Below are 13,571 nucleotides of genomic sequence, written 5' to 3' on the forward strand. Positions count from 1 at the left end.
CCCGGCAAACCGGCAAGATGCACGAGTGCATCCTGCTGTTCGGAGGGTTGGGGGGCATGCCCGATTCAAAGGTAGCTGATCAACAGCGCGGTGCTGCCGACGAGCAACGCCGAGGCTACGGCAATGTCCAGCAGACGGTTGAGCCAGCGCTCGGATGACGCAGGCAACCGGCGGGTCGCCCCACGCCGCCGGGAAGTCGACGATCTCCGGAAGGGAAACATGGTGGTGTCCGACGCACGAACCTTGGTGGCTTTTGCCCAAGCCTAGCATTGCGGGCTCGGTGTTGCCCCACCCTGGATGCTCAATAATTGATGCGCCGGTTGACCACATCAGGGGCGCGTCGATAACGGTCCTCCTCGCCGAGCGAGTCGGCCTCGAAGGCGTCGGCCCCCACCGGGGTCTCGCCGTGCCGGCGATAGAGCGCCGTGAGCATGGCCTTGCGGTCGGCACGCAACTCGTTGACCAGCACGAAGATCATGCCGTAGATGATGAAGGTGAACGGCAGGGCCGACAGCACTGCCGCCGACTGCAGCCCCCGGAGCCCCCCGGCGATGATCAGCGTCAGGCAGATGGCGGCGATGAGCACCCCCCAGGCAACCCGCTTGTAGAGCGGCGGATTGATCGAGCCGCCATCGGTCATCTGCGCCACGATGTAGGTGGCCGAGTCCGCGGAGGTGACCAGGAAGATGAAGATCAGCAGCAGGGCGACGAGCGACAGCACCTCGGTGAAGGGCATCAGTTCGAACATGCGGAACAGCGCGACGGTGATGTTCTTTTCCGTGGCCGCGGCGAGCCCCACGTCGCCGGTCATCTCCATGTTGATTGCCGCACCGCCGAAGATGCCGATCCACAGGCAGGCCAGCAGCGGCGGCATGATCAGCACGCCGAACACGTACTCCTTGATGGTGCGCCCCCGGGAGACCCGGGCGACGAAGGTGCCGACGAAGGGCGACCAGGCGATCACCCAGGCCCAGTAGAAGATCGTCCATTCATTGGCCCAGGTCTCGTCACTGAAGGGCGAGGTGCGCAGGCTCATGCCGATGAAATGCTGCAGGTAGTCACCGATCCCCAGGGTGATGGTCTCGAGGATGGCCAGGGTGGGTCCGCTGAACAGCACGTAGAGCATCAGGGCGAAGCACAGCGTCAGGTTCAGGTTCGAGAGTCGCTTGATGCCCTTGTCCAGTCCCGACCAGGTCGAGAGCATGTAGCAGACGAACATGGCGCCCATGATGGCGAACTTCCAGAACGCATTCTCCTCGACACCGAACACGGCGCTCAGCCCGCCGTTGATCTGCAGCACCGCCAGGCCGATGGAGGTCGCCACCCCCATGACCGTCGCCACCACCGCGAAGATGTCCAGCGTCGGCGCCACGCGACGGGCCCCGGGATGCTTGGCCGTGACCGACGAGAGCACCGAGGAAACCAGACCGGCCTGCCCCTTGCGAAACTGGAAGTAGGCGATGATCAGACCGACGATCGAGAAGGCCGCCCACTGGTGAATGCCCCAGTTGAAGAAGCTGTACTGGATGGCGTAGCGTGCCGAGGCCGCGGTTTCGGGCTCGACATCGCCGAAGGGGGGCTTCAGGTAGTGGGTCATGGGCTCGGCCATGCCGTAGAAGACCAGTCCCACGCCGAACCCGGCTGCCAGCAGCATGCTGATCCAGGAGAAGAAGCTGTAGGTGGGCGTGCTCTCCTGCGGTCCCAGGCGGATCTTGCCATACTTGCTGAAGGCCAGCACGATCAAGAACACCACGAAGCCGAACACCGAGAAGAGATAGAACCACCCGAAATAGCGCCCCATGATGCTCAACGCAGTATCAGCCGCCTGGCCGAAGCGTTGCGGGAAGGCGGCGCCCAGCGCCACCAACGCCAGAATGATCGCTGCAGAGAAATTGAAGACACGCTGCCGTGCTGAACCGGCCATATCACGATCCTTGTGACAGATTTCCGTGAGGGAGTCGCGAAGACACCTTCTATCGAGTAGGTTTATTTCATAGCATCCTTATCTTCGAGGCTGCAAACCCTCAGGCCGATCACTTACATAGTCACCCCCATGCCTTTACCTTCGTTCACCTCGCTGGCGTCCTCCACCGCCTGGCTCAATCGGCTGGCCGAATCGAACCACGCCTACTGGCTGCTGTTCGTGGCCTCGATGCTCGAGACATTGCTGATTCCCATCCCCATCGAGGTCATCCTGATCCCCTGGATGCTCTCGCATCCCGATCGCAAGTGGATCATCGCCGGTGTGGCACTTGCCGGCAACCTGACCGCGGCCACCCTGGGCTTCTGGATCGGCAGCCTGGCGATGGAGCAGTGGGGGGATATGCTCATCTCGCTATTCGGCGGGCAGCAAGCCTACGACAGTTTCCAGACCCGCTTCGATGCCCAGGGCTTCATGGCCATTCTGGCCATCGGCATCATCCCGGTGCCTTTCCAGATCGCCATGCTGGTCGCCGGTGCCAGCGGCTATCCTTATCTGCTCTTCCTGGCGGCCGCCTGCCTGGCGCGGGGCGCGCGCTACTTCGGCCTGGCGCTATTGGTAAGGGTATTCGGCGATGCCGCCATGAGATTGTGGCAGCACCACTCGCGCAAGATCGGCTGGGGGTTGCTGGTGCTGGTGCTGATCTGGTTCGCCTGGCAACTGAAGGGCTATTTCACTTGAGCCTTGCAATTTCCCTTTCATGCCCCCAGTGAGGAAAAGCACTAAGGACGCTAACTAAACTGGCGTCCGTGTCTTTCTAGGGGGGCCGATGAGTCAACTCGCCAACATACCGCTTTCGGTACTCGACCTGGCACCGATTCGTCAGGGAGGGAGCGTCACCGAGACCTTCGCCGAGAGCGTCGATCTCGCCCGGCATGTCGAAGCGTTGGGATTCCATCGCTACTGGCTGGCCGAGCACCACAACATCGATGGCATCGCCAGTGCCGCCACCGCGGTGCTGATCGGTCATGTCGCCGGCGCCACGGCGCATATGCGCGTCGGCGCCGGCGGCATCATGCTACCCAATCACCCGCCCCTGGTGATTGCCGAACAGTTCGGCACCCTGGAAACTCTCTTCCCCGGCCGCATCGACCTGGGGCTGGGCCGCGCCCCGGGCTCCGACGGAGCCACCATGGCAGCCCTGCGCCGCGATCCACGTTCCGGGGTGAACGACTTCCCCGACCAGCTCGAGGAACTGCGGCGTTACCTGGGCGACGCCCAGCCCGATCAGCGGGTACGCGCCATGCCCGGACAGGGCACTCATGTGCCGATCTGGCTGCTCGGCTCGAGCGGTTACAGCGCCCAACTCGCCGCGCGCCTCGGCCTGCCCTTCGCCTTCGCCGCCCAGTTTGCGCCGGGCTACCTGTACGAGGCGCTGCGCCTGTATCGCGAGCAGTTCCGACCTTCCAGCGTGCTCGATGCGCCCTATGCCATGGTCGGCATGCCGCTGGTGGCGGCACGAAGCGACGAGCAGGCGGCCTTCCTGGCGAGTACTGCCCAGCAGAAGTTCCTCAACCTGATACGCGGTCGCAGCACCCGCTCCCTGCCGCCCCGAGAGCATCTCGACTGGTCGCCCCAGGAACGGTCCATGGTAGCCCAGAACCTGGGGGCAGCGGTGATCGGCGGCCCGCAGACGGTACGCGAGGGGTTGGAACGCTTCCTGGAAGAAACTCGGGCGGACGAGCTGATGATCGCCACCGACGTCTATCATCACGAGGACAGGAAACGCTCCTTCGAGATTCTGGCCGAGGCATGGCAGGCGTAGAACCGGTGCCTCGTCGGCTTGCAGTACTCGCGTGGCGTAGGCACGATACGAGATTCCCTAATATAAAATCCGCACGGTGCGACTCGCATGGCGTCACCTTCCCCAACCGGCGCCTGCCTGAACCTGGCCGGCACGCTGAGCGGCATGCGGCGCATGGCGCCCCTGGCGCTGTTCGTCGTCGCCTTCGGTCTGGCCTTCGGTGTCGCCGCAGTTCAGCGCGGTCTCACGGACATCGAAACGCTGCTGATGAGTGCGCTTGTCTTCGCCGGCGCCTCTCAGTTCGCCGCTCTCGAGTTATGGGGCCCCGAGATCCCCCTGGCGGCGCTGATCGCCTCGACCTTCGCCATCAATGCCCGTCACCTGCTGATGGGCGCCGCGCTCTATCCCTGGCTGCGCCACCTCCCGAACCGCCAGCGCTACGCCAGCGTGCTGGTATTGAGCGATTCCAACTGGGCGATGGCCGCCGCCGACTTTCGCCGTGGCGAACGCAATGTCGGCATGCTGGTAGGCGGCGGACTGGCGCTCTGGCTGGCCTGGCTGGTAGGCACGCTGATCGGCGTGATCTTCGGTAGCGGCATCACCGAGCCCGAGCGTTATGGTCTCGATGTGATCCTGGGCTGCTTCCTGCTCTCGATGCTGGTGGGCGGCACACGCCAACTGTCCTTGTCCATCCTGCTTCCGTGGAGCGTGGCTGCCCTGGCGGCCTTCGCCGCGCTGCGCTGGCTGCCACCGCATTCCCACGTGATCGTCGGCGCACTGGCCGGCGGCCTGGTCGGGGCATGGCTGCCGGCCAGCAGCACGCGCGACACGAAACCTGCCTCATGACTCTACCGACGACGCCCACCGGCACCCTGCTGGCGATCCTCATCATGGCGCTGATCACCTACCTGACCCGCAGCGGGGGCCTGCTGATCATGTCCCGGGTGCCCATTGGCCCCCGTGTGCAGCGCTTCATCAACGCCATGTCCGGCTCGGTGCTGATTGCGGTGATCGTGCCCATGGCGGTCGAGGGCGACTGGGGCGCACGATGGGCGCTGCTGGCAACACTGGGGGCCATGCTCATCACGCGCAAGCCTCTGGTGGCTATCGCCGCCGGCATTCTCAGTGCGGCGCTGTGGCGTGCCCTGGCCCCGTGATCATTCCTCCAGGCGCGCCGCGAGACGCTTCTCGAGTTCGTTCTGATCGTCTGCGAAGCGACGGATGCCTTCGGCGAGCTTGTCGTTGGCCATGGCATCCTGGTTGTGGCCCCAGCGGAACTCGGCTTCGCTCAGGGGCGGCAGGCGCTCGGCGCCCTCGCCGACATCGCTGATCTTGCGCTCGACCTCGCCTTGGCTGGCGGCCAGTTCCTCGAGCAGGGCCGGCGAGATGGTGAGGCGATTGCAGCCGGCCAGCGCCAGAATCTGCCCCGTGGTACGAAAGCTCGCGCCCATCACCACGGTATCGTAACGATACTCGCTGGCGATCCGGCAGACGTCGCGCACGAAGTGCACCCCGGGATCGTCTTCCGGCGCGTACTCCTGACCGGTTTCCTTCTTGTACCAGTCGGTGACCCGGCCGACGAAGGGCGAGATCAGATGCACACCGGCATCGAAACAGGCGCGGGCCTGGGCCTCGCTGAACAGCAGCGTCAGGTTGCACTGGATGCCTTCGCGCTCGAGGGTCTCGGCGGCACGGATGCCTTCCCAGGTCGAGGCCAGCTTGATCAGTACCCGGTCGCGACCGACGCCACGGCGCTCGTAGAGGTCGATCAACTGATGCGCCTTGGCGATGCTGGCATCGCGATCAAAGGAGAGCTTGGCCGCCACCTCGGTGGAGACCCGGCCGGGCACGATACCCGCGATCTCGCTGCCGATGGCGACCGACAGGCGATCCACCGCCCGGTCGATGCGTGCCTGGGTATCCCTCGTCTCGCCCTTGACCTCGGCCAGGGTCTCGTCGATCCGCGCCTGGTGGCCAGGCAGGTCGAAGGCCTTGAGGATCAACGACGGGTTGGTGGTGGCATCGTGCGGTTCATAGCGCCGGATGGCTTCCAGATCGCCGGTGTCGGCGACCACCATCGACAGGCGCTTCAGAGCGTCCAACTGGTTGGGCATGTCAGTCTCCTTGAAAACGTGTCTTGGCCTGTCGGAGCATGGTAACGCAAGTTCGTCCGGCGCTGGTCAATGTGTCGCGGCGGATTTGCAACGATTCGAAGGATGTGATGTCGATGGAGGTGATACCCTCGATGTCGAGGGGGGGATCTTTCGGCCACCGGAGTGACGAATGACTGAACAGCGCAATCGGTATCACCACAACGCCGCCTGGCAGGCAGCCCAGCGATGGCAGGCCCGGGCGCGCCATGCGCGTCCCTCTTCCCAACCCAATGGACTCAAGCTCATCCTGGCCTGGCTGATGATCGGGACCATGATGATCGTCGGCACCCTGCTGGGCCTGTTCTTCCTGCTGCTGGGCTGGCTGATGATGCCGTTGGTTCGCCACCGCATGAAGAAGCGCATGGAACAGATGCGTGCCGATCAGGCTCGGGACGTGGGGCCGGGCTTCGACCAGCCCAGGCACCCTTCCGACGGGCATCGGGTGCTGGAAGGCGACTACCAGGTCAGGAAATGACGGCGTCTTTCAGGTATCGGCGTCTCGGGGAGGTGCCGATGCCCGAGCAGACTCGACGCCATCGTCGCGCAAGGCTCTGACCTCCTCGCGTAGTGCGCGCAGTTCTCCATGCAGCTCGCCGATCTCTCGATACATGTGGCGCATCATCCGTCGGCTGGCCTCATGCTGGCGCTCGTCTTCGTCGCTCTGGTCGTCGATGAACAACGAACCCACATAGGCGGCAAAACTGCCGAACAACCCCACACCGGCGATCATCAATAGCACCGCGACGATGCGCCCGAGGGTGGTGATCGGATAGTAGTCGCCATAACCCACGGTGGTGACGGTGACGAAGGCCCACCACAGGGCCTCTTCCGCACTGTCGATGGGGCTCTCCGGGTTCGGGCTCTCCACTATCAGCATGGTCATCGAACCGAGAGCCACTAATAGCAGCGTGGTGGTGGCGGCCGACGCGAAGATGCCCTTGGCGCGATTGCGAAACATCAGCCGCCAGAACATGCGTATCGATTTCAGCGCCCGTATCAGGCGCAGGATCTGGATGACACGCACCACGCGCCCCGCCATGAACAGTCCGGCCGGAATGCTCGCGAGCAAATCGATCCAGCCCCAGCGCATGAATTGCCCCTTGTTGGGCGCCGCATGGAAACGAAGGCTGAAATCGAGGAAGAAGAACACGCAGACGACGATGTCGAGGTAATCGAGTAGCCGCGATAGCTCCGGGGAAAGCGCGAAGAACAGATCGGCGACCAAGGCGCCCAGCACATAGAAAGAGAGTACCAGGATGACGATCTGGAAAGGCGTGATCTGATCTTTCATGGGTACCTGGCTTTGCTGGAAGCACGAGAGCCAGACCTTACGTCATGGTCGGGGGCAAGGAAAGGCCATCCTCCTGGCAGGCCAATGGCAAAAAATCGGGACGTGCCATACTGTGAAAGTAGCGCAGTGCCGCATTTTACCCCATGACACGAACCGAGGTGGCGTATGTACCACGACAGCCCCCCCACCATCCGCTTGCCATCCCGTCATCATCTGGCATTCATTGCGCTGACGCTTTTGCTGGCCGGTCTACTGCCAGCCTCGGCGTCTGCCGACGAGGCGCCCGCTGGCCACCTCGCGGAGTATCCCACCACGGAACGGGTCGACTATGTGCTCGGCTGCATGGCCGCCAACGGCCAGGACTATCTCACCATGCAGAAGTGCTCCTGCAGCATCGACGTCATCGCCGGCCTCATGCCCTTCGATGAGTACGAGGCGGTCAAGACCGTATTGAGCATGCAGGATCAACGCGGGGAAACCGGCGTGCTGTTTCGTACCGAGCGCAGCATGCAGGACCGAGTGCGAGCCTTCCGAAGTGCGCAGACCGAAGCCGATCTGCGCTGTTTCTAAAAGGTGTCAATCACCACCGCCTGGCCCGCCCTTGCGCGCCATCATGCCCTTGGCCGGGTTGTAGGCGAGAATCGCCAGCGCCAGCAGTACCATGGTGGTCGCCAGCACGATCAGCGTCGCCTCGACGTTGAACCGCACGTACATCGCGAAGCGGATCATCTCCACCGCGTGGGTGAAGGGATTGAGCACCGCGATCCAATGGACCAGCTCGCTGCCCTCGCGCAGTCGCCACAGGGGATAGAGCGCCGAAGAGAGGAAGAACATCGGGAAGATCACGAAGTTCATGATGCCGGCGAAGTTCTCCAGCTGACGCACGAGGCTCGACAGCAGCATACCCAGCGCCCCGACCAGGAAGCCGGTGACGATCAGCGCCGGCAGCATCAGCACATAGCCCATCGCCGGTGCCTGCACCCCGTACAGGTAGGCGATCGCCAGGAACACATAGACCTGCAGGATGGAGACGAGTGTGCCGGCCAGCAGCTTGCAGAGCAGCAGGTACCAGCGCGGGAAGGGGCTGACCAGCAGCACGCGCATGCTACCCATCTCCCGGTCGTAGACCATCGACAGCGAACTCTGCATGCCGTTGAAGAGCTGGATCATGCCCACCAGACCCGGAACGATGTAGACCTCGTAGAGGATGTAGGTCTGGTAGGGCTCGGTCATGGCCACCCCCAGCGCCATGCGAAAGCCCGCGGCGAACACGAACAGCCACACCAGGGGCCTGACCAGGGCTGCCACGAAACGGCTGCGCTGATGCACGAAGCGCAGCAGCTCGCGCCCGACGATGCCGCGCAGGCAGTGACCATGGGCCGCCAGGCTCATGCCGGCGCGCCTGGGGTCAGTCGCTCGAAGGCCTCGCCGAGGGTCGCGCCGCCGGTCTGCGCCAGCAGATCGGCGACGCCTCCCTTGGCGCGTACCTGACCGCGGTGCAGCACGATCACCCGGTCCTCGGGCTGCACCTCGTCGATCAGGTGGGTGGCCCACAGCACCGCCACCCCCTCTTCCCGGCACAAGCGATGCACGTGCTCGACCAGGGCACGGCGGGAAGCGATGTCCAGGCCCACCGTGGGTTCGTCCAGCAACAGCAGGCGCGGCTCGTGCAGCAGTCCGCGTGCGATCTCCACCCGCCGACGCTGCCCCCCGGACAGATGGCGCACCCGCAGCCCGAGGTTATCCTGCATGTCGAGCCGAGCGAGCTGCCGCGCGGCACGCTGACTCGCAATGCCGGGCGTCATGCCGTGCAGGGCGCCATGATAGGCCAGGTTCTGTTTGACCGTGAGGTCCTGGTCCAGGGTGGGTTGCTGGAACACCACGCCCATCCTCGCGTGGGCCTGGACCGAATGGCGGCGCAGATCGAAGCCACCGACTCGAATCTCGCCCTGACGATGGTCGTAGAGCCGCGTGATCAAGGAGAAGAGCGTCGTCTTGCCGGCCCCATTGGGGCCCAGCAGCACCGCGAACTCCCCTGCCTTCAATGCCAGGGAAACATCGTCGAGCACCGGCTCGCCGCTATAGCTGAAACTCAGGTTGCGCACCTCCAGCGCCACCGGCTGCGGAGCCCCCCTACTGCCGCCGGCAAGATTCACGGCGCGACGACGACGCCCCAGGGGAAGCGTCCCACGGGGATCGAGCGAATCGCTTCGAAGTCGCCTTCGTCGCCCTCTATCTCGATCACCGTGACATCCCCACTGACGCCATTGGTGGTGAACAGCCGGTTCTCGTCCGCATCGAGTGCCAGGTGCCAGACCCGCTGGCCCACCAGGAGGTAATCGAGTACCTCGTAGCTCTGCTGATCGACCACCGCGACCCGGTTCGAGGGTCCCAGGGCGACGAAGGCAAAGCGACCATCCGACGTCAATTCCATGCCCACCGCCTGAACGGTCTCGCGGGGCACCCCCGGCACTTCGAATTCAAGGGTATGGATGACGTCGAAGGTGTCCTGCATGTCGATGATCGCCACCGTCCCGGCGATTTCCGCCGACACCCAGGCCTTGTCGCCCTCCCTGGTGAATTCCACATGCCGCGGACGCGCCCCCACCAGCCGGTGATAAACCGCCTCCATCGTCTCGAGGTCGATGATATGGGCCATGTTCGAGGTCTCGGAGGTGGCGATCAGCCACTTGCCATCCGGGCTGACGCCCAGCCCCTCGGGCTCGACCCCCACGGGAATCTGGGTGACCCGGGTGCGTTTTTGATAATCCAGCACCGACACGATGTTGTCGTCCTCGTTGGAGACATAGATATGCGGTCGATCGGGGTGGACGCGAATCACCTCGGGGTCCTCGCCGGCAGCCAGGCTGCGCACCACCTTCAAGGTGTCGAGATCGATCATGTCGATGGCCTCGTCGTCGCCCACCGCCACGAACAGCTGGCTGCCGTCATTGCTGAAGGCCATGGCCCGGGGCCGTCGCCCGACAGGGATGGTCTCGATGACTTCCAGCGTCTCGCCGTCGATCACCGACAGCGTGTTGTCCTTCTCGTTGGAGACGAAGATGCGTTCGGCCTGGGCCGCCGTCGGCAACAGCATCAGCATGCTCAATGCCAGGCTCGAGGCGGCTTGTTTGATTATCGTTCTGGTTGGAAACCACATGTGGACTCTCCCTGATCAACACCCAGCGTATCCAGCGGCGTGCGCGGATGCAGGTAACCCTCCTGGGGCGAGACGGAGACCACCATGCGCGGCCCGGTGACCAGGATGGGCTGGCGCAGCTGGTGATTCCAGGAACGGTAGCTCACCGGCAGCCCCAAATAGCCGGCCAATTCGAACGCCTCGCTGGTCATGTACTCGCGCAGTGCATCGCGATCCACGGCGCCGGTGCGCGACGCCGCCTCGCCCAGCGAGCGCACGGCCAGCCAGGCCGCGAAGTCCTGCGCCGTCATCCAGCGACCGGCCTGCTCCTCGAAGCGCCGCTGCAGCTGCACCGCGCCCCAGGATTCGTGGGCGCGATGCCAGGCCGTCGGCGTCAGCCCCTGGGTGCCGGCCACCGGACGCGGCAGCCGGGTCTGGTAGGGAAAGTATTCGCCGAAGTAGTCGTTCTCGTCGGCAATGACCAGCACATCATGCTCGGCGAAGGCCTGCAGGAATACCGGGATTTCGCGCTGAATGGCATGAAAACCGCCCTCCGCGCGCCGCGCCATGGGGTCATAGGGCCACATCGCCTCGTCGACGATACGATGACCGAAGCGCTCGGCGGCGGCACGTTGCGCCTCGACGCGCAGACGATCCTCGTCGGTGTTGCCATGGACCAGCGCCCAGCGCGTCCAGCGCTTGTAGCCGAGAAACTGGGCCAGCGCATCCGCCAGCATGCGTCGGCTGGGGGTGGTATGGAATAGGTTCCGACGACAGGCCGCACCACGCAGTGCGTCATCGCTCGCCGCCACATTGAACACCACGCGGTCCCCCAGCGCCGGATCGTCCATCAGCGCTTCCAGTGCCTCGCGATGCACGCCGCTGACGATCCACTCGGCCCCCTGCTCGACGAGCCGTTTCAGGCCCTCGGCGACCTCCCGCTCCGAGGCCACGACCGCCTCGACGAGCAGGAACTCCTGCCCCAGAAACTGCCCGGCGGTATTGTTGTCCCGGATCGCCAGGCGGGCGCCCTGCACGCCCTCGTCGTCCACCACCGGGTCGAGTACCGACAAGGGTTCGAGTGCCGCGGGTCGTTCGATGCCCAGATACCCCAGGGTGACGGTCGCGGCCTCCTGCGCCTTGGTCACGCTCGACAGACTCAAGAGCACCAGCAACAGCAACCTTGCAGCCCCCCATTTACATTTGCGCACTGATCGTCCTCACCATTCGGCTCAGCGTCTCCTCGAGCAGGTAGGGCTTCTCGCAGAGCGCCGGCAAGGCCTGCTGACGCATCTGAAAGACCTGCCGTTCCCAGTACAGCTCCTTCTGCAGGCGTTCGATGGCCGCGTCGCTGGCGTTCTCCGAGGCCCGCAGCGCCTCCAGCCTGTCGACCATGCCCGAGATTCGCTCCAGGCGCGCGACCTGGGCACGCGCCGCACTGCGTATGCGGTCGATGATGCGGCTGCGCTCACGGTCTAGGCGTTCGAATAGCCCGGCGAACAGCAGGGTCAGGCGATGGTCCGCGTTCGCCTGCGGCTCGCTGGCTACCCGTTCGACGAAGTCGCGTACCCGCTCGAGGGCAGCATCCCGGGGTGTCTGGCGGGCGGTCGCGAAACGCACCACGGCACCGACCTCCTCGTCCTCCCACCACTGGCGTTCGAGGGCGTCGAGCGAAGGACCGGCCCAGAGGGTGCCCCAGGCCAGCTCGGGGATCAGGCGCTGTTCGCAGGGCCAGTCCGCTGGTTCGGCGCCTGGGTACTGGGCATTGGTCTCCATGGGCACTGCCCAAGCCATCGCCAGGGCCATGCCCCAGGGCAGAAGCGCTTCATGTCGCGATCCGAAGGCCTGCAGGTCAATCACGCCTGGCCTCCCCCGAGGTCGCGGCCGGGCTCATGAGCCGACCGTGCTCATCCAGCAACGGTACGTGGTAGTCGACCAGGAGGGCATCGATGTCCGCCTGGCGTCGCCTGATGAAGTCATTGAGCCAGTCGCGCCACTGGGGCTCGCCATGGCGTACCCCCATGGTGATGGCATAGATCAGGCGTGCCTGGCTGGTGTCGTCCACCAGCGGCACGACGGCGAGCGGCGGATTCTGGCGGGCGGCGTAGTAGCCCGCCAGGGGTCCCCAGATCACCGCGCCATCGGTCACGCCCTTGGCGACGTCTTCCACGGCGTCCCTGGCCGGCGTCCTGACCCGGGTATCGGTCTGCAAGGCATAGCTCTGCAGATGCGCACCGGCGCGGCGTAATGGAACCGTCGGTGGCGTCTCGAAGATCACGCCGATCTGCTTGCCCTCGAGGGTCGCTGCCTCGAGATGGGTGGCCTCAAGATCCGAGCCCTTCGGCACCACCAGGCTATAGACGGAACGATAGTAGGGGAGGGTGTTCTGCACGAACTCGTAGCCTGCGGCGACCCCCATGACCAGATCGCAGAGTCGTGCGTCCAGGGTGTTGCGAATGAAGCCCATGACCTGAGGGGCATGGACGTAACGCAGTGGCACATCGAGTTCGGCGGCGATCATTTCCGCGATGCGATTCTCGAAGCCCTCGCCTTGCCGGTTGGTGAACGGCAGGTTGTTAGCATCGGCGCAGACCCGCAGATGCTCGCGGGATTCCCGTTCGGGCAGATCGGCAACGGCGATGGAGGCAATCAGCCCGAACGCACCGGCGACGATCGTCCTCCACCGACCTCGTGACCAGGTATCAATTCTTCGCACTCGCGTCTTCCTCGCGACGTTGCGCCGGCTCCTGCCCTTGCGCCTCGTCGATGACCCTGGGGCGTCCGCGGCCGATATCGCCGGCCGCCCGTCCTTTCATGTAGCTGTAGATGTTCTCGATATTGCGCAACACATAGTCGTCGTCGGCGAAGGAGGGCATGACCATGTCGGGCTGGATCTGCAAGCCTGCGGCCACCACGTTGGAGAACTCGGAGAAGGTGCGCTGTTGCACTCGCTTGATCAGGCTCGGGGCAAACGAGGAGCCCAGGCCATCCGGTCCATGACAGGCGAGGCAGGCACGGGTGTAGGCGATATAGCCGTCGTAGGTGCCCTGATCGACCTTGCCGTCGATCGCAATATAGTCACCCGGCCTGCCCTGCCCCTGGCCATTCTCCTGGGCGGCACCGGGCGGCGCGGCGAACATCACCATCACCGAGACCGCCACACCGATGATCATGGCGATCGCGGGAAACACCCGGCGTGACATGCGGGTCGGGGTCATGTGGCAAGACTCCTTGCGTGTCGGTCCTGGACGCACGAATCGCGG

The 13,571-nt window shown here is 64.6% G+C and carries 17 protein-coding genes; 6 read left to right on the forward strand and 11 right to left on the reverse strand.

Annotation, left to right across the window (positions count from 1 at the left end; translation table 11 throughout):
- Window positions 1-65 precede the first annotated feature (65 nt).
- Both BUA41_RS19280 and BUA41_RS11870 read right to left on the reverse strand, forming a co-directional pair.
- Window positions 66-221 (reverse strand): hypothetical protein, encoded by a 156-nt coding sequence (locus BUA41_RS19280; RefSeq protein ID WP_175546963.1) that lies wholly within the window; start codon window positions 219-221, stop codon window positions 66-68.
- 80 nt (window positions 222-301) lie between these two features.
- Entirely contained in the window at window positions 302-1,924 is a 1,623-nt protein-coding gene (locus BUA41_RS11870; RefSeq protein ID WP_072823101.1) for a BCCT family transporter, read from the reverse strand.
- A 129-nt stretch (window positions 1,925-2,053) separates the two neighbouring features.
- Here BUA41_RS11870 and BUA41_RS11875 point away from each other — a divergent pair, with 129 nt between their 5' ends.
- The 4 genes from BUA41_RS11875 to BUA41_RS11890 all read left to right on the forward strand — a co-directional run bounded on the left by BUA41_RS11875 (window position 2,054) and on the right by BUA41_RS11890 (window position 4,882).
- Complete coding sequence (locus tag BUA41_RS11875) at window positions 2,054-2,662, forward strand: YqaA family protein (RefSeq protein WP_072823103.1); 609 nt, start codon at window positions 2,054-2,056, stop codon at window positions 2,660-2,662.
- A gap of 88 nt (window positions 2,663-2,750) precedes the next feature.
- Window positions 2,751-3,746 (forward strand): LLM class flavin-dependent oxidoreductase, encoded by a 996-nt coding sequence (locus BUA41_RS11880; RefSeq protein WP_072823105.1) that lies wholly within the window; start codon window positions 2,751-2,753, stop codon window positions 3,744-3,746.
- Window positions 3,747-3,833: 87 nt separating this feature from the next.
- Window positions 3,834-4,571, forward strand: coding sequence for an AzlC family ABC transporter permease (locus tag BUA41_RS11885; protein WP_072823106.1), 738 nt, complete (start codon window positions 3,834-3,836; stop codon window positions 4,569-4,571).
- Entirely contained in the window at window positions 4,568-4,882 is a 315-nt protein-coding gene (locus tag BUA41_RS11890; RefSeq protein ID WP_072823108.1) for an AzlD family protein, read from the forward strand. The genes BUA41_RS11885 and BUA41_RS11890 overlap by 4 nt, the downstream gene beginning before the upstream one ends.
- Here the strand turns inward: BUA41_RS11890 and tal are convergent, their stop codons facing one another.
- Entirely contained in the window at window positions 4,883-5,839 is a 957-nt protein-coding gene (gene tal, locus BUA41_RS11895) for a transaldolase (RefSeq protein WP_072823110.1), read from the reverse strand. It lies immediately after the preceding gene.
- 169 nt (window positions 5,840-6,008) lie between these two features.
- Between tal and BUA41_RS11900 the strand changes: the two genes are divergently transcribed.
- Window positions 6,009-6,353 (forward strand): hypothetical protein, encoded by a 345-nt coding sequence (locus BUA41_RS11900; RefSeq protein WP_072823112.1) that lies wholly within the window; start codon window positions 6,009-6,011, stop codon window positions 6,351-6,353.
- A gap of 9 nt (window positions 6,354-6,362) precedes the next feature.
- On the opposite strand, the gene BUA41_RS11905 is transcribed toward BUA41_RS11900, so the two are convergent.
- Window positions 6,363-7,169, reverse strand: coding sequence for an ion transporter (locus BUA41_RS11905; protein ID WP_072823115.1), 807 nt, complete (start codon window positions 7,167-7,169; stop codon window positions 6,363-6,365).
- Between the two features lie 165 nt (window positions 7,170-7,334).
- On the opposite strand from BUA41_RS11905, the gene BUA41_RS11910 reads away from it, so the two are divergent.
- Window positions 7,335-7,739: a hypothetical protein gene (locus BUA41_RS11910; RefSeq protein WP_217652813.1), complete on the forward strand. Its 405-nt coding sequence runs from the start codon at window positions 7,335-7,337 to the stop codon at window positions 7,737-7,739.
- A gap of 6 nt (window positions 7,740-7,745) precedes the next feature.
- On the opposite strand, the gene pedC is transcribed toward BUA41_RS11910, so the two are convergent.
- The 7 genes from pedC to BUA41_RS11945 are packed head-to-tail and all read right to left on the reverse strand — an operon-like array spanning window position 7,746 to window position 13,526.
- The gene (pedC, locus tag BUA41_RS11915; RefSeq protein ID WP_072823117.1) at window positions 7,746-8,561 is read right to left on the reverse strand and encodes a lanthanide ABC transporter permease protein PedC; all 816 of its coding nucleotides are present in this window, start codon (window positions 8,559-8,561) and stop codon (window positions 7,746-7,748) included.
- Window positions 8,558-9,274 carry a lanthanide ABC transporter ATP-binding protein PedB/LutE gene (gene pedB, locus BUA41_RS11920; RefSeq protein ID WP_217652814.1) on the reverse strand — a complete coding sequence of 239 codons (717 nt, stop codon included), beginning with the start codon at window positions 9,272-9,274 and terminating at the stop codon, window positions 8,558-8,560. Before pedB ends, pedC begins: the two co-directional genes overlap by 4 nt.
- 47 nt (window positions 9,275-9,321) lie before the next feature.
- Window positions 9,322-10,329: a PQQ-dependent catabolism-associated beta-propeller protein gene (locus tag BUA41_RS11925; RefSeq protein ID WP_072823121.1), complete on the reverse strand. Its 1,008-nt coding sequence runs from the start codon at window positions 10,327-10,329 to the stop codon at window positions 9,322-9,324.
- On the reverse strand, window positions 10,305-11,519 hold the full coding sequence (gene pedA1, locus BUA41_RS11930) for a lanthanide ABC transporter ABC transporter substrate-binding protein PedA1 (protein WP_139249116.1): 1,215 nt from the start codon (window positions 11,517-11,519) through the stop codon (window positions 10,305-10,307). Before pedA1 ends, BUA41_RS11925 begins: the two co-directional genes overlap by 25 nt.
- Entirely contained in the window at window positions 11,506-12,168 is a 663-nt protein-coding gene (locus BUA41_RS11935) for a hypothetical protein (RefSeq protein WP_072823125.1), read from the reverse strand. The genes pedA1 and BUA41_RS11935 overlap by 14 nt, the downstream gene beginning before the upstream one ends.
- Window positions 12,161-13,024, reverse strand: coding sequence for a quinoprotein dehydrogenase-associated putative ABC transporter substrate-binding protein (locus BUA41_RS11940; RefSeq protein ID WP_072823127.1), 864 nt, complete (start codon window positions 13,022-13,024; stop codon window positions 12,161-12,163). The genes BUA41_RS11935 and BUA41_RS11940 overlap by 8 nt, the downstream gene beginning before the upstream one ends.
- Window positions 13,011-13,526, reverse strand: a complete 516-nt coding sequence (locus BUA41_RS11945; RefSeq protein ID WP_072823129.1) for a c-type cytochrome — start codon at window positions 13,524-13,526, stop codon at window positions 13,011-13,013. The genes BUA41_RS11940 and BUA41_RS11945 overlap by 14 nt, the downstream gene beginning before the upstream one ends.
- Between the last annotated feature and the right edge of the window lie 45 nt (window positions 13,527-13,571).

It is taken from the genome of Modicisalibacter ilicicola DSM 19980, assembly GCF_900128925.1.
Lineage (GTDB): Bacteria > Pseudomonadota > Gammaproteobacteria > Pseudomonadales > Halomonadaceae > Modicisalibacter > Modicisalibacter ilicicola.

Coding starts and splice junctions, on each gene's coding strand:
- BUA41_RS11945 (WP_072823129.1), bottom strand. CDS start 13,526: ATGACCCCGACCCGCATGTCACGCCGGGTGTTTCCCGCGATCGCCATG.
- BUA41_RS11885 (WP_072823106.1), top strand. CDS start 3,834: ATGGCGTCACCTTCCCCAACCGGCGCCTGCCTGAACCTGGCCGGCACG.
- BUA41_RS11900 (WP_072823112.1), top strand. CDS start 6,009: ATGACTGAACAGCGCAATCGGTATCACCACAACGCCGCCTGGCAGGCA.
- BUA41_RS11905 (WP_072823115.1), bottom strand. CDS start 7,169: ATGAAAGATCAGATCACGCCTTTCCAGATCGTCATCCTGGTACTCTCT.
- BUA41_RS19280 (WP_175546963.1), bottom strand. CDS start 221: ATGTTTCCCTTCCGGAGATCGTCGACTTCCCGGCGGCGTGGGGCGACC.
- BUA41_RS11910 (WP_217652813.1), top strand. CDS start 7,335: ATGTACCACGACAGCCCCCCCACCATCCGCTTGCCATCCCGTCATCAT.
- BUA41_RS11925 (WP_072823121.1), bottom strand. CDS start 10,329: ATGTGGTTTCCAACCAGAACGATAATCAAACAAGCCGCCTCGAGCCTG.
- BUA41_RS11880 (WP_072823105.1), top strand. CDS start 2,751: ATGAGTCAACTCGCCAACATACCGCTTTCGGTACTCGACCTGGCACCG.
- BUA41_RS11890 (WP_072823108.1), top strand. CDS start 4,568: ATGACTCTACCGACGACGCCCACCGGCACCCTGCTGGCGATCCTCATC.
- BUA41_RS11870 (WP_072823101.1), bottom strand. CDS start 1,924: ATGGCCGGTTCAGCACGGCAGCGTGTCTTCAATTTCTCTGCAGCGATC.
- BUA41_RS11875 (WP_072823103.1), top strand. CDS start 2,054: ATGCCTTTACCTTCGTTCACCTCGCTGGCGTCCTCCACCGCCTGGCTC.
- pedC (WP_072823117.1), bottom strand. CDS start 8,561: ATGAGCCTGGCGGCCCATGGTCACTGCCTGCGCGGCATCGTCGGGCGC.
- tal (WP_072823110.1), bottom strand. CDS start 5,839: ATGCCCAACCAGTTGGACGCTCTGAAGCGCCTGTCGATGGTGGTCGCC.